This window comes from Allobaculum sp. JKK-2023 (assembly GCF_034745455.1).
GTDB lineage: Bacteria > Bacillota_I > Bacilli_A > Erysipelotrichales > Erysipelotrichaceae > Allobaculum.
Map to the genome: position 1 here is coordinate 3298729 of NZ_JAYERV010000003.1, position 15688 is coordinate 3314416.

11 protein-coding genes are annotated in these 15688 nt (G+C 44.9%); 6 read left to right on the top strand and 5 right to left on the bottom strand.

Annotated elements, in window-relative coordinates; genetic code table 11:
* Window positions 1-200 precede the first annotated feature (200 nt).
* Window positions 201-680, bottom strand: coding sequence for a C-GCAxxG-C-C family (seleno)protein (locus U4956_RS13295; RefSeq protein WP_323091170.1), 480 nt, complete (start codon window positions 678-680; stop codon window positions 201-203).
* Window positions 681-1055: 375 nt separating this feature from the next.
* On the opposite strand from U4956_RS13295, the gene U4956_RS13300 reads away from it, so the two are divergent.
* Window positions 1056-1529, top strand: coding sequence for a hypothetical protein (locus U4956_RS13300; RefSeq protein WP_323091171.1), 474 nt, complete (start codon window positions 1056-1058; stop codon window positions 1527-1529).
* Window positions 1530-1685: 156 nt separating this feature from the next.
* Here the strand turns inward: U4956_RS13300 and U4956_RS13305 are convergent, their stop codons facing one another.
* A complete protein-coding gene (locus U4956_RS13305) occupies window positions 1686-2741 on the bottom strand; it encodes a 3-deoxy-7-phosphoheptulonate synthase (protein ID WP_323091172.1) in 1056 nt (351 codons plus the stop codon).
* Between the two features lie 91 nt (window positions 2742-2832).
* On the opposite strand from U4956_RS13305, the gene U4956_RS13310 reads away from it, so the two are divergent.
* Together U4956_RS13310 and U4956_RS13315 are read left to right on the top strand one after the other, a co-directional pair.
* The gene (locus tag U4956_RS13310) at window positions 2833-3024 is read left to right on the top strand and encodes a hypothetical protein (protein WP_323091174.1); all 192 of its coding nucleotides are present in this window, start codon (window positions 2833-2835) and stop codon (window positions 3022-3024) included.
* A 184-nt stretch (window positions 3025-3208) separates the two neighbouring features.
* Window positions 3209-3922, top strand: a complete 714-nt coding sequence (locus tag U4956_RS13315) for a hypothetical protein (protein ID WP_323091175.1) — start codon at window positions 3209-3211, stop codon at window positions 3920-3922.
* A gap of 279 nt (window positions 3923-4201) precedes the next feature.
* On the opposite strand, the gene U4956_RS13320 is transcribed toward U4956_RS13315, so the two are convergent.
* Window positions 4202-6697 carry a hypothetical protein gene (locus U4956_RS13320; protein ID WP_323091177.1) on the bottom strand — a complete coding sequence of 832 codons (2496 nt, stop codon included), beginning with the start codon at window positions 6695-6697 and terminating at the stop codon, window positions 4202-4204.
* Between the two features lie 392 nt (window positions 6698-7089).
* Here U4956_RS13320 and U4956_RS13325 point away from each other — a divergent pair, with 392 nt between their 5' ends.
* A complete protein-coding gene (locus U4956_RS13325) occupies window positions 7090-8052 on the top strand; it encodes an AraC family transcriptional regulator (protein WP_323091178.1) in 963 nt (320 codons plus the stop codon).
* A gap of 376 nt (window positions 8053-8428) precedes the next feature.
* Here U4956_RS13325 and U4956_RS13330 read toward each other — a convergent pair whose 3' ends face one another.
* Window positions 8429-9796: an MATE family efflux transporter gene (locus tag U4956_RS13330; RefSeq protein WP_323091179.1), complete on the bottom strand. Its 1368-nt coding sequence runs from the start codon at window positions 9794-9796 to the stop codon at window positions 8429-8431.
* A 476-nt stretch (window positions 9797-10272) separates the two neighbouring features.
* Between U4956_RS13330 and htpG the strand changes: the two genes are divergently transcribed.
* Window positions 10273-12189: a molecular chaperone HtpG gene (htpG, locus tag U4956_RS13335; RefSeq protein ID WP_323091180.1), complete on the top strand. Its 1917-nt coding sequence runs from the start codon at window positions 10273-10275 to the stop codon at window positions 12187-12189.
* 603 nt (window positions 12190-12792) lie between these two features.
* On the opposite strand, the gene U4956_RS13340 is transcribed toward htpG, so the two are convergent.
* A complete protein-coding gene (locus U4956_RS13340; protein ID WP_323091181.1) occupies window positions 12793-13743 on the bottom strand; it encodes a transposase in 951 nt (316 codons plus the stop codon).
* 315 nt (window positions 13744-14058) lie between these two features.
* Between U4956_RS13340 and U4956_RS13345 the strand changes: the two genes are divergently transcribed.
* Window positions 14059-15603 (top strand): transposase, encoded by a 1545-nt coding sequence (locus tag U4956_RS13345; protein WP_323088323.1) that lies wholly within the window; start codon window positions 14059-14061, stop codon window positions 15601-15603.
* Window positions 15604-15688: the final 85 nt, after the last annotated feature.

Below are 15688 nucleotides of genomic sequence, written 5' to 3' on the forward strand. Positions count from 1 at the left end.
ACAATAGTAACAGCTAGATGATTAAATTGCACAAACAGCAAAGAAATCCCCCCTACAGGCAGCCATGATTTCGGCGCTATATTCTGCGTTATATAAAGAGAACCAATTGCCTGTTTATTGGGGACTACTATCTAACTGATCCTTAGAGACTTTCTGGCTGGAGTGCGCCATTGAGTTTTTTCAGCCTTTCTTTTCTTTCTTCACTCCGACTTCGCCTGTTCATCCGTCATCCATTTTGAAAAATCGTATTCCTGTTTGAGCAGGCCCTCCTGCTGGAGCTGGTTCACGGTCTGGGTCATTGCTTGGGCGGCCAGAAGGCAGGTTGGCAGGCAGCGTTGTTCTTTGGTGTGATGAACGACCTTGAGTCGGGCACACTGGGTTTCGCCAAGCAGATTTCGAAAATTTCGAACCAGAAGGCGCTGAGCATAGGGCAGATATTCTGTATCGTGGGCACGCGTTTCCACCATCATCAACGACAGAGCAGATGTACAGCCCACCAGGGCGCCGCATACATTCCCTGTATACAACCCGCTTCCAAAGCCCGAAAGCATTCGATATGCGAAAGCAGGCAGATCTAACTTGAAGGTGTCATTGCACGCCTGGATCATTGTCTCAGCGCAGTTGTAGTTGTTTTCTAAGTAATGATGTTTTACATTTCTTTCTAATAAAGTTTCGGACATTTCATACATTCCTTTCAAAATTTGTCGGTCATCTTGGCAGTGAACCGAACTTCAATATTATAATGTGATTCAGTCCCTTACTTTCCAGAAAAATCGGCCTGGCATTGATCGACCGGTTTTTTTATGGTTTCTGCCAGAAAAAGTAAAATGGTGTTCCGGGTGAGACAATATTGTCAATAAGGCAGCTGTAACTGCTTTCGATACGAAATCGATAGAAGCGTGTAAAGCGATTTTGAGAAAGCGTTTTCGACTGGCTTTTTGTAAAAGTTTCAGACAGAATTTTGACATTGTTTTGAAAAATGGCAGACTACGGACAGGGACGAACCCTGAATGTGCTAAGGCATATATGCATTTAACAGAAAGGTATAGACAATTATGGAAGACCGAGATTTAAACAATGAAATTCTGATGATCCTTCCAAGACGGACTTTTTTTAAGGCCAGTTGTCTGCCAGGCAACTGGGAAATCGATCAGGATCCAGCTGGGCTTTCTGTGCTGGTCGACCAGCAGCCTGCCGCCTATGCTTCCTGGAAAGATGAAGATGATTTTGGAATGGACCGGCCTGCAATTCTCTTTGACGTTCGCAGATGTGATGCCAGAACGAAGCTGGATCTGTTTGAAGCCGTCATCAGCCGTCTGGCGATTGCTTATGACCAGATACCTGGTAAGTATCCTCTGTATATCCGGCTGAGCGAGACAGATCTGGATCTGATCGCTCAGGCCAGTCATCTGGGGTTTATTCCTTACTTTGGCAAGTGGGCCAAGAAAACCCCAGAACAGTCAGAAAAAAGCTGGCAGATGATTACGGATTCATTACGAAACCGTTATCCAGCAGGTCTGAATGCCTGAGATGTTTTTTAGACTTAAGATTTATTTCCTGCCTTGAGCAGGATTTTTTTTTCGAAAAAAAAAACCGGAATCTGGACAACAGGTTCCGGCAGGGATTGGGCGATGCTTTTTTGGGTATGGCGGGTAATTTCAACAAAAAGTCTGCCACAAAGAAAATCAGTTTTCTTCGGATAGACATTCTTTGGTTCTGGCATAAATATCCAGAATCAGCTTTTTGGTGTCTTCCCAGCCAAGACACGGATCAGTGATGGATTTGCCTTTGACATAATCTTCACAAATATCCTGACGGCCTTCCAGCAGGTAAGATTCAATCATGACCCCTTTGACCAGTTCGCGAATTTCCGGATGGTATTTGCGGTTATGCATGACATCCATACAGATCCGGATCTGTTCTTTGTATTTCTTATCCGAGTTGGAATGGTTGGCATCGACGATGACGGCTGGATTTTTCAGGCCGGCTTTTTTGTACAGGTCGCTGACAATTTTCAGGTCTTCATAGTGATAGTTTGGAATTGTCTTTCCATATTTATCTACGCCGCCGCGTAAGATGACATGAGCCAGCGGGTTGCCATCGGTCTGAACATCGTTGCTGCGATAAATGAAGCGATGCGGGTGCTGGGCAGCTGTGACGGAATTCATCATGACTGAAAAATCACCGGAGGTCGGGTTTTTCATGCCAACAGGAATGTCAATGCCGGAAGCGACCAGACGATGCTGCTGATTTTCAACAGAACGAGCCCCTACGGCCTCATAGGAAAGCACATCATCTAAAAAGGAACGGTTTTCTGTATATAACATTTCATCGGCTGTAGAGAGGCCGGTTTCTTCCAGAACGCGTAAATGCATTTTCCGGATTGATTTCAGCCCTTCAAGCAGATCTGGTTCAGCATTCGGATCTGGCTGGTGAAGCATCCCTTTGTAGCCATCCCCGGTGGTTCTTGGTTTATTGGTGTAAACACGGGGGATGATCATCAGCCGGTCCTTAACCACTTCATTCAGGTTGGCCAGCTTATGACAATACTCCAGTACGCTTTCTTCGTTATCAGCTGAGCAGGGCCCGACAATGACGATAAACCGGTTGTCTTTACCTTCAAAAATATCGCGGATTTCCTGATCGCGTTTCGTTTTAATCATCTTCGCGTGTTCAGACATTGGAATTTCCTGCTTGAGCACTTCTGGATCCGGCAGGGAATGATTAATATGAATTGACATAAAACTCTCACTTTCCGTTATTGAATAGACTGCCATTCAGTATACCATCGTCATTGCCGGATTGTGTGAACAGCGTCGCAAGAGACAGACAATGCGAAATCTGAAAACGCTTTCTTTGCAAAAATTTTCTGAAAACGTTTTTGATTGTTTTCAGATTCTCATCCCTCTCTTTGCTTTCATGCTGTTTACTCATTCTGAACAGATTCGTATTCAGGCTCCAGTTCGTCTGACAGAACAGATCGTGATCAAAAATGAGGAAAAAGAGCTAATTCTGTTCGTATAAATAGTGACGACAATAACAGACTGAAGTCTGAAGTTTTGGAAACTGCATTCATCGACCAGCAGGGATGGTCATCGTTTCTGTATTTATGGTAGAATCGTTGCGATGGACCTTTCAATCTGAAATCGTTTTTTGAACATTGCAGGTCCACTGCCCAGAAAATAGAAATGAATGTGAGGTTTTTTTAATGAAGTTTTATGAAATTCGCATCGGAGCTCCCGAGAGTGATTCGGTTGTTGTCTTCAACAATCGTAAATATACCAGCCTTAGTGATGCAGTCAATCAGCTCAACAGTCTGCTCGACACGATGGCTTCCAGCAAGGATCTTATCGATGAAGATCTGTATCTGTGGGTAGTCCGTACATCTGACGCTAAAAAATCCAAAAAGAAACAGGAAACAGAAATCATTCAGGTTGCAGCCGGCAATGAAGAAACAACTGGTGAATTCTGCTATGAAGGGGTTTCCTTTTTAAGCCGTGCCAGCGAATTTGAATCCATGACTCTTTCTGGCATGAAAGAAGCGGGTACCTTAGGCAATTATAGTGTGATCGTCACTAATGGATCAGTCAGTGAGCTGTGCTTCTTCTCTGATCTGGATATGATCCTCAATTCCATTCCTGAAGTTCGCAAAAGCGATATTCGTTTCCTGAATCAGAATCTGACGATTTTCCGTCGCGATGAAAAAGGGATGGCTGAAAAGATTGCCAGACTGGCGTACTTGAAACAAAATGGCAAATCTACCCTCTACTCCAAAGTCTACCTCGATGAAAATGAAGACGATGCAAAAGCCGTCGCAGCCTTCATTGATTCGGAAATTGCTGACTTAAATTCGAAGCAAATTCAAGTTGAAAAGACTCCTGCCAGTGTTGTCGAAGAAACAACTGAAACTGTAGAAGAATAATCCAGAACCAAAGGTCGCTGGATCAGACTTCCAAATCCTGATTTTCAACTCCATGAAGATACCTGTCCTGGTGATCCCTGATCTGGCGACTGGTATCTTTTTTTTTGCGTGGCTTGGTATGGGGCACTGAAAAAACCAGCTGCAAGACAGCTGGTTTGATGGAAACAAAAAGATTGGAAGGAAAAAGAGCAGAGCCTGAAATTGATGAGACATAAGACAGGTTTGAATTGAAAGACCGATCTGGAGGTGAGTCTGCTGTTCTGTATTGTCTGTGCAAGCTTATCTGGATTGAATGGAATACAATTCAGGTGCGCCACAAAGTCCGATGGGTTCACTTGGGATAAACTGCGAGAACAGTTCGCGCTGGCTGCGGGCAAGAGTTGTAATGACTTCAACTTGTACATGCGGATCTTTAATCTCTTTGAGGACAAAGTGATAAGGCGGGGCGATCCGGGTCTGCTCCTTTCCATCCACTGTTACCGTTACGGTTTCAAAAGCCTGTGGCAGATGGAGAATGCCGGATTTAAAGTCTTCAGGCAGGGTGAACTGATACAGGAGGGTGCCGGAAAATCTCGGATCTTCCAGGCTCAGATCCTGGAAATCAGTGACTGCTGCAGGACCAAAGGGATCTGTATTGAAAGGTTTCTTGCGCACAAGACCTTTTTCAATGACTGCGATCTTTTCGCCAGCTTCAATAGGTTCTTCATCCGGATCGTCCTCAACGAGAATCAGTGATTCGAAGGGTTCCAGATGAACAAGAATCTGGCCATCATCGGTGCGTGGCAGAGCTTTTACAGTATTGGTAAAGGCATCATAGCTGGCAAGCTTTTCGGCATTCTCGACTTCAATGGCTGTATCGATTGTGTCGATGATACTGGTATTCATCAGGAAATACACCTGTCCATCCTCTTTTTGGCAGGCCCAGACGTGCAGGGAAGGAACTTGATCGGCTGGAACAACTTCCTGATAGGGACGAACCAGTTTTCCAAGTTCGTCTAAGAAAACAACAGAACCACTTCCCAAATAATTCGCCGGTTTTTCGTCCACAAAAACCACGTTTGGAATCCGGGCAATTTGTTCATTGAGCCAGGCGGGCAAGTAGGAAGCTGCCGGGATGATCAGCAGGTCAAAGCGATTGTTTCCAATGACATACTGATCTCCTTCAACTCGGGCCTGTTTTAAGTAATCTTCACTGATCAGCGTACCATCCACCTGGTTTTGTTCCAGAACTTTAAGAATCGGAGTATCTTTTCCCTCATTGCCGCTCCATTCGCCAACCGCATGATAGAGAACACCAATCCGGCTTGGATGCGTACCGTCACTAAATAAATGAGCCAGACGGTCGGCATAGCGGCTCCAGACGCCAAAGTGTTTAAACTGTGGATTCATGCCATGAGCATAGAAATGCGGTGGGCAGTCCCAGTCGGGAAATTTTTTGGGGTCAAACGCGTGGGGAACAATGTAGTTGATCCCGTGACTGATCATGAAGTCAGTGATCCATTTCATCAACTTCAGCCCTTCACTCCAGCCATAGGCACCAAACGCTTCACACATCACGCGCCCTTTTTTTGCCGGATTGAGTTTGGCTTCGGAAGCGGCCAGACGCGGGAGTGTATAATGGAAAAAATCACCAGAGCTGCCGCCAGTCATATAGGCATCATGATGGAAATCCATGCCCGGAACAACCTGGCCGCCGATAATATCGATGCCGGCCATATCGAAGCCATTGATGGCTTTAAAGTAATGGCCAGGTCCATAGCCAAGGCGGGCATGGGCTTCATTGTCTTCAATCAGATGGCCGATATACAAAATGCCATGTGCTCTGCACCAGTCTCCTAGAACTTTTGAGAAGTGGCGGCCAAACAAATCGGAAACAATTCCCATATACAAGGCCCGGACATCCTTAGCCCGGTCGGTATTGCCTTTGAATAAGTACACCCACTCTTCGGGTGCAAGCTCTTGTTTTAAAGCCTGGCGGACGTATTCATTAAAGGGCAGCGGCATGTCGGAAACACCGATGACTTCATACGGACCTTTCACATTGCCAAATCGAGGTTCATCAGAAAACATTCCCTGAATGGTCTTTCCGTATTCGTCTTTATAACGGGCATAGTGGGGTTCATAAACAGTGTCAATTAAAACCTGAGTGGCTTGGGGATTCATCGGATCGAGATAGTCTCTGGTCGACTCCTCGGCTCCAGCTGCAGTCTGGTAGATTACAAACAGGGAATAATATCCTTTTTCAAGATCAAGCCGGAGCGTGCGATCGCTGACCTGGTCGGTGATCTCTTTCAGAGTAGACCAGTCAATTACGCCTGCAGTCAAATGCCTTGCCAGAATTACTTTTTCAATCTGATCGTTTCGGTGTCGGGGATCCTTGATAAATTCCATGACCCGAGCTGGAACGGACAGATCCTGTTCGATGGGAAAGCCCTGACTGAGCAGGTCGTACTGATGAATCTGGAGATAGCGCTTTTTCAGCGAATCCGGAACCTGGCCATTCGCATAGCCGGTTGGAAACTTGGCATCATCCAGAATCCAGAATTTCATTCCTCTTTTTCTGGCTTCCTCCACCAGAAAGTCCATCGTTTTCCACCAGCCTTCCTGGAGAAAATCGGGATGGGGACGGGATTCCACACAAAAGCAGGACAATCCCTGGGACTGCATAGCATTGAGATATTCTTCAAGAACTTTCGTATCTTCACCATGCTGCCAGAAAAAAGGCCACAGATGAGAAGCAAATCGATCCTGTTTCAGTTCGTCAAGTACGTTCATTTTTCTCTCCTCAGGATCAGCTGAACTGATCCATATCTTCTTTTAAAGCGATTGAAATCGTTGCAATCAGATAAAAATTCATCCGGAAACAAGATTTTTCTGCCTGCGACCGGTCGAGTTGATTTCTATCATCTTTTAAGACTGAAAACCAATATTGTGTCTTGCAGGCACAGACAGCCGCCAAAAACGCCTTGTTTTTTCCAGACCGGCAGATTTAGGCCAAAAGGCACTCAAACCGATAGAGTTTGTTGAACAAGCATCGCTTTTTTTTCTTTTCGTTTTGGCATTGACTAATTTATAAAATAAGGATACCAGCTGGCAACGCTTTCATCTATATCACCAATTACGAAGAAAACTGACTATTTTTAAGGAGGTAGTGCTATTCTTTAGGTATGAATGAACAACAATTGAAAGAAAGGCTGATGCGCCTGGATGAGCGCGATGAACGGCATAATCTGCCTGAGTATCGAGTTTCACTGATCGATTATCTGGAATATGACAAATTCAATTCCGATGAGTCCTTTGTGATCAGCCGCAATCCGCGATTTACCCCCACACCGGACCATTCTCATGATTTTGTTGAACTGAATTTTATGTTTGAAGGAGAATGCGATCAGGTGATTGACGGCAAGCCGCAGCGGCTGAAAAAGAACCAGATGACATTGATTGACACCAATACGACACATTCGATCGGTGTCCTTGGTGAAGATGATGTTCTCATCAACTTTACAATGTCCAGGGAGTTTGTCGAGAAGTATCTGATCAGTCTGCTCGATGAAGAAAATACGTTATCGTATTTCTTTGCCAATACCCTGAATCCGGGTAACACATCGATGAACTATATTGTTTTTGACGTCAGCGAAAACGAACGCATTCTCAATTTTTTGTATGAACTGCTCTGGGAACAGCTGTATCCCACTAGAAATTCAAGGAAAATTAAGGAGACGATGATGCAGCTGATTCTGATGGATCTGGTCGGATCGGGAAAGACTGTGGTTGAACAGACTTCACTGTCACCTTCTAACCAGATTATTCTGCGGGCTTTGCAGTATATGGAAAAGAATTTCCTCAACTGCTCCCTCAAACAGATGGCCATTGATCTGCATGTTCACCAGGTATATCTGACGAGTCTGCTCAAGGAACAGACAGGCCTTTCGTATTCGCAGCATATCTCCCGTCTCAAGCTGGAAAAAATCAAACGCATGCTGCTTGAGCGTCCGGATCTCTCGATCGAAGAGATTTCTACGCAATGCGGCTATTCCAACCAGACTTTCTTCTATTCGAAATTTAAGGAAGCTTATCACATGACGCCCCGGCAGTATCGTCAAGAGGCGCTCAAGCATTGGAAAAGCTGAAGAAAACTTCAATACCAGGCATGAAGCGCAAAATCCAGATCCAGACTATTCGTTTTTTTGAAGGCTCCCGACCAAACTGGTCTTTGGAGCCTTTTTATCCTTTTTATATAGACAGACGCATAGATCGATTACCGTCTAAAACGGTCTTTTGATCAAGAGAAAAGAAACAGAAAAGACAGAAAAGGCAGAAGGGAAAGATAGAAGGAAAAGACGGGGCAGATTTATCCAGCAAGGCTTGGATAGCAATGATCATACCGCCTTGCAAAAAAGGCCGGTTTGCGACGAAACCGGCCTGAAAATGGATGAATATCCAGGATTCGTTTTTGAATTCTGCCTTTTTTACGGCTTACAGAAGAAATTTATGGCAGTGTGGGTTTCAGGAGTTTGGTTCAAGTCGTCGATAGACCGTGAAATACATGGTGATAAAGCAGGCCAGGCCTCCGATCACATTTGAAATGGGTTCTGAAGCAAAAACTCCATAAACCGGCGGTGTCCAGATCAGGGGAAGAAGGTAGATCAAGGGCAGAACAATGACGACTTTACGGAACAGGGAAAAGAAGATGGCCTGCTTTTTCTTGTTCAACGCTTTAAAGACCGTCTGACCGCTGTATTGAAGGGCCTGGAAAATATAGGCGAAGAAGTAAATGTTCATGCCATGAACAGCTGCCTGCCGAAGCCCGGTTCCTGAATCAAACAGAGCGACAAAAGCATCGGGAATGACCAGAATGAAAATCCACATCAACAGCGTATATCCGCAAAGAAGGCCGGTCATAATCCGGATCAGTTTTTTCAGGCGGGAATAGAGGCCGGCTCCATAACAGTAGCTGAGTAAGGGGGACGTTCCATCCGCCAGGGCAAAGACAACGGTATCGGTAATCTGCCGGACTGAATTGACGATCGTCATGACGGTCACATACTCGTTGCCGCCAAGATTGATGAGCACCTGGTTCTGGGCAATCTGGACCAGGGAATTGGTCAGCTGCATGATAAACCCTGCCAGCCCCAGGGAAGTGATATCCGAAATGACAGACCAGGAGCAGAATTTTGTGGAAAAGGGTTCGATTTTCCAGAAGGAACGCTGGCTTCGCATCTGACAGAACGCAAATAGGGCAGCCAGAACCTGAGCCAGGACTGTGGCAATCGCAGCTCCGTTGATTCCAAGATTCAACACGAAAATAAAAACCGGATCGAGCAGGATGTTGCAGAAAGCACCGATCAGAATACTGGCCATTCCGGTAAAAAAGCGACCCTGGGCATTGAAAAAGGGATTAAGTCCCAGAGAGATAAATGAGAAAAGATTGCCGCACAGATAAATCCGTAAGTAGGGAAGTGAATACCGCAGCATGATCTCATCTGCGCCAAACAGCTGGAGCAGCCCTCTGGAAAACAGCAGTCCGAGTCCGCCAAGGACCAGAGAGCCAAAGACAAGCAGATAAAACGACGTATTCATGATTTTCTGAGACTTCTCGATTCGCTTCTGGCCCCAGGCAATGGCAGCCAGACTGGCGCCGCCTGAAGAAAACAGGTTGATAAAGGCGGTCATAATCGTGATCAAGGGAAAGCACAGCCCAAGACCGGCCAGTGATTCCTGTCCGCATTCCGGAATCCTGGCAATATAAATTCGGTCGACAATGTTGTAAAGCAAGTTAAGCAATTGGGCTGCAAGCAAGGGGAGTACTGAGCGCATCAGAAGCGAGCCGATCGGTCCCTTGCCAAAGTCCATTGCGGCTTTTTGATCTGCCATATAGTTTCCTTTCTTCTCTTATTCAGGTTTTCGTTTATTCAGGTTTTCTTTGTACGAGTCTCTTCTTCTACAGGTCACTGATTCAGGACCAGAGGATGACCTTGAATTATCTTAGTTCCTTATGTGCTTTATGTAAAGAATAATATAAATCTTTATGGATGAAATAAGAAGAATGCCGGCCAATTGAATCCCAGATCCAGGACAGGCTTTCGCCCCCTGAAAAAGCCGCCTGGCTATCCATAAACAGGAAAATAGAGGATTGCCGGATAAGCCATGCCAGGCGAAGTGGGCAGAAGGGAGCTTGGAATGAGTCACGATTTCTTGGAAAAAACGAGACAGAAAAATAAAAATATGAATCAAAAGATATCTGTTTTGTATTGGAAAAAATAGAAGTTGGCGAACTGCTTGCAAATGAATATCTGGCGGCCTATAGTTTTAGCAGTTAAAATGTTTAAGTGCTAATCAAGGAGGATTTTATGTCAGAACGAAAAAAATTCCAGGCTGAATCGGAACGATTGCTCGATTTAATGATTAACTCGATCTATACGCATAAAGAGATTTTCCTGCGTGAGCTGATCTCCAATGCATCCGATGCCATCGACAAATATTATCTGTATGCGCTGGAACATGGCCAGACTCCACAAGATCTGGCTATCCGGATTGATCTGGATCAGGAAAATCGAACCCTGACTTTAACGGATAACGGAATTGGAATGACGAAAGAAGAACTGGAAGAAAATCTCGGAACGATCGCCAAATCTGGTTCTTTAGCCTTTAAAGAACAGCTCAAAAAACAAGAAGAAGCCCAGAATGACGTAGATATTATCGGTCAGTTTGGTGTTGGATTCTACTCTGCTTTCATGGTCAGCGATGAAGTCACGGTTATTTCCCGCTCGGTTGAAAGCGATCAGGCATGGAAGTGGGTATCGGATGGAACCGAGGGATATACGCTGGATCCAGCAAAAAAAGAAGGCCATGGAACAACGATTATTCTGAAGCTGAAAGCAGACGATGATCTGGATTCGTATTCCCAGTACCTTGACTCTTATCAGATCCAGGATCTGGTGAAGAAATACTCCGACTATATCCGCTATCCAATTCAGATGGAAGTGGAAATCCAGAAACGGGTGGAAGGCGACGAAAACAATGAAACCCCTTCTTATGAGAGTGCAAAAGAATTGCGGACACTCAACTCTATGGTTCCATTGTGGAAACGCAATAAAGCAGACATCACGCAGGAAGATTTCGACCGCTTCTACCAGGATCATTTCTATGATTTCCAGAAACCGCTCGAAAAAATCTTCTTCAGTGTGGAAGGATCTGTCTCCTTTACCTCGCTGCTGTATATCCCAGCCCGCCGACCGGAAAACTTTTACAGCCGGCAATACAAACCAGGTCTGCAGCTGTACTCTCGCGGTGTGCTGATTGAAAACAACTGTGAGTCTTTGCTGCCAGATTATCTGCGCTTCGTAAAAGGTCTGGTGGACTCTCAGGATCTGTCCTTGAATATCAGCCGTGAAATGCTGCAGCATGACCATCAGCTGCGCGTGATCAAAAACCGAATTGAAAAGAAAGTTCTGGGCGAACTGAGTTCGATGCTGAAAAAGGATCCGGAAAAATACGAAGGATTCTGGAAGAATTTCGGTCTGGATTTGAAATTTGGTCTCTATAATTCCATGGGCCAGGACAAGGATAAACTTCAGGATCTGCTGATGTTCTACACCTCAAATGACGGAAAACTGGAAAGCCTGGCTGACTTTGTCAAGAGTCTGCCTGAAGAGGCCAAAGAAATCTACTATGTTTCCGGCACCAATCCAGCTGCTATGGCAAAACTGCCAACGGTAGTGAAGCTGAAATCCAAGAACATTCCAGTTCTGTTCTTAACCGATGAAATCGATGAATTTGTCCTGCAGACCCTTGGCACTTATGAAGACCACGCCTTTAAAAATGCGCAGCAGGGTGATCTGAATCTGGATTCCGATGAAGAAAAAGAAGCTTTAAAGAACCAGAACGAAGAAAACAAAGACTTGCTTGAATTCATGAAAGAAGCCTTGCCAGAAGTCAGTGAAGTCCGTCTGTCTAACCGGCTCGTGGACGACCCTGTTATGCTGGTAGCCGGTGATGGCATGTCCTTTGAAATGGAACGGATGTTCACTCTCATGGCCCAGCAGTCCGGTGAAGAACCTGTTCCTGGCATGAAAGCCCAGCGAATCCTGGAAATCAACCCGAACAACAAGATCTGGACAACCTTACGGGCTGATTATTCAACCGATAAGGAAAAAGTGAAAGCCATTGCGCAGGTTCTCTACGATCAGGCCTGCATGATTGAAGGCTTCCCAATTGCCGATCCAGTTGAATACGCCCGCAAAGTCACTGCCTTGCTTGCAGAATAATCGAGACTGGCATCAATCAGTCAGGAAAGACAAAAATGAATCAAGTCATGACCTCCAATAAAGGCCATGGCTTTTTTCATGGTGCTTCAGTCGACTGATCATCAGTCGACTGGTCAAGGCATAAGAGGCTTGGCTTTTCACAGCTTCCAGAGCGGATAAAACCAAGGATTGTTTTTCCATTTTTGAAGAATCTGGTATTTAACCCTTCGTTAAATGAGGTTGTTTTATCCCTGATAGGATAAAACGGTTACATCCCTGTCTGCGAACAGTGTTCGGCATTAGCCGGCGGGAGAAGGGTTAAGATACAAGATCCTTATCTAAGCCCCGCTTTGAGGACCAAAACTCCCCGAAGGGAATCCAAATCCAAATTTTATGGGATACAGCCCAGTATCGCAGTACTGGCATCTCGCATCCCCCTTACCGACGCAGGACCAGCCTTGAGACTTTGGCACAATCCGAAGATCGTTCCGCCGCCAGCTTCGGCAGGGGGAGTAAACAAATATGAGTTCAAAACTCATATGGGGATTTTCTATGGGTTCGTGCTTGATGTTCGCACTTGTTTTTGGTTCGTATTTTTTGTGCAGAAAAACTAATTACGCAGGGTTAGGCAGATTTTGCACTGCTTAACCCTTTTAATGATGCAATAAGGCTGCAGACAGTCTGGTTATAACATTCAGATCTTTTTTCATAAAACTGCTGGACTGTTTTTCTTGGAGTCCATTTGGTGACTTCAGGATGATTTTCATACATCCAGACGAGGTTATGGGCGGCGTTGATATCTGCATTGAACTGTCCATGCAGCTTACAACGCGCATTTTCATAATGAGATTTGTCTCTTTGGATTTTACTTCCGCAGATATGGCAGTATTGGGAACTGTAAGCCTGGTTGACATACGAAGTTTTAATTGACTTCAATCCAGCTTTGTATTCCACTCTTTCCTGCAAGAGGCCATAAATCCAGCCTGACAGCCTGCGGTTTAGTTTTGACCAGGTGCTTGCCTGTCCCCTGATGTCCAGGTTTTCCATGATGATGTGCCCAATATCCGAGTCTGCTTTGAGAACTAAGGCAATCTCTTCATTTGTGATTGTTTTTAAATGATCCTGGATTCTCTGGGACTGCCTGCGAAAGCGTTTGTTTCCTCTTCGGTTGTTTTCCTCAATCCGCTTAGCTTTGCGTCTAAGGACATAGATCTGGTCTTCCAGTTTCTTTTTCTCGTCTTCTGAGCATTTTGATTGTGGATCGTTAAGCAAAAACTGGATCTGGTCTGCTTCTTTTAAGGCATTTTTCCTGCGGTCTCGAATCCGGTTGCGCTGGATTCCCCGCTCGCTGAGAAAATCAGAAGCAGAATAGCTGAACTGTTTGAAGGTTGTATGGTCAAGCGTTTGAGCCGCCTTGCTCTTTTTCTCTTTCAGTTCTTTTTCCTTCTTGGCAAGCTTTTCTTCTTTTAAAGAAGCAGAAGCCATATCATGGGAAGTGCTGAGCAGTGACGTGATTCCCGCATCCATCCCAACCTTTGTCTCTGACTGGTTCGGGCGGTTTCTGACTTCAACCATTCTCTGGAAAACTAAGCATTTCCTGTCCCGGTCATAGACAACGGTAAGATTGCTTCTCGTCTTGCCTGTTTTGGCTGTATAAAAGATTCCTTTCAGTTCAACAGACGACTCTCATAAATTCGAAACACCTTTAGGTGTCATGGATTTTATATTCACCATTTTTCGTTTTTCCTACATTCAGAAGCGAAAGATGGTATTTTTTATTTGAACAAATATTAACTTTTTATTAAGTGTTGGATTGAGCGTTGAAAACTTAACACTTTTCTGCAGGCTCCTGCCGATCAGAAAAACGACTTTTAGAAAGGAGCAGTCGAGATGTTAACCGTTTCTAGTACTCACCAGGATTTTTTACAGGATCTGAATGGCCGGATAGCCATCATGCACTCTTCGCAAATTGACAGGCTTAACGATCTGTCATACGCCATGGCTTTAGGTAAGGTCACTCTGCTTAATCTGGATCCAGTTATAGATGTGATTTCTCACCTGTATTCCTCCAGAGGGCGACCTGCTGCCGATCCACGGATGCTTATTCGTTCTCTGATTCTTATGTATCACTTCCAGGAAACCAGTATTCAGTTATGGCATGACCGCCTTGAGTACGACTTTTTACTCCGGGTACTTTGCGGCATCAGTGGACGCAACCCAGCAGTCGGGACCTATTATTCCTTAATGGATCGACTTTATCTGTGGGATATTTCTGTGAACATCCTTCCCGCAGGAAAGAATAATAAGCCTAAGAAAGCTAAAAAGCCAAAAGGCAAGCCGGGACGAAAGCCAAAAAACTCTGCCAGTCCTCCAGATTCTGATATTGATCAGTCCGGGACACCAAATCCAACCAGAAAGGGAGAAAAAATGAACCTGAATCCTCCCGGGGCGACAACCTCCCTGGCGATTCAGGCTCAAATGGGCGAGATTGACCCAGAAAGGTCTATCAGGATTCTTCAAGCTCTCTTTAAAGAAATTGCGGTGGAACCATCTATCGCAATGGGCCTGATCGATCCGGGTAATCTCATTCTTTCGGGTGATGGAACCGCTGTCTATGTTCACGCAAACAACAGAGGTCATCATCTATTAGAATACACTGGAACCGAAAAATTTGATACCCTTCGTCGTTATTCTGATCCTGATGCCAGTATTGGTTTTGACAGTGATAAGGGAGATTACTATTTTGGCTTTACAGGCTATTTTAACGTTGTTCATAACTCCGATAAAAATATTGATCTGCCAATCCACTTTATGATCGAATCTGCCAGAGAACACGATTCAACCATTTCGATTAAAGCAATAAACCAGGTCAGGCACTTATATCCGAACATAAACATTACTCATCTCTGTCTGGACAGCGCCAGTGATAATGAAGCGACTTTTCAGCTGTGCGAAAACTGGTCTATCAATCCCGTTATCGACCTCAATAAAAGAAGAGGAAAAGGAACCGAAAAAGGCAGCGTAACCATTTCCTCTACCGGCAAGCCAATATGCAAATCAGGCGAAGAGATGTACTGTACTGGTTTTGACAAAACACATAATGCCTATAAATATCGCTGTCCGTATGTTATGAAGCGAATTCCGGAGTGCTCCCATCGTGACGAATGTTCAAAAGGTACCTATGGCCTCTCCGTCTACCTGAAGTGTAACAGTGCCAGAGAAAGGGCTATGCAGAAGCATGGAACCAAAGAGTGGAAGACAGTTTATAACAATCGGACAAGCTGTGAGCGAGTCAACAATCGTTGTCTGAATGATTACGGTCTCCACAAAACGAAAACACGTACTCAGCGCCGGATATCATTTGTAACCTTTCTTGTATGTGTAAACATTCATACAGATGCCTGGTTAAAAGAGGAAAAGGCAGCTAATAATTAGTGTGAAAAAACAAACTAGTATTCCTACTTTTTTTAATGCGGCCTTTTTTTCAGATCGACTGAAACTGACTTCTCAAAACTTTCTT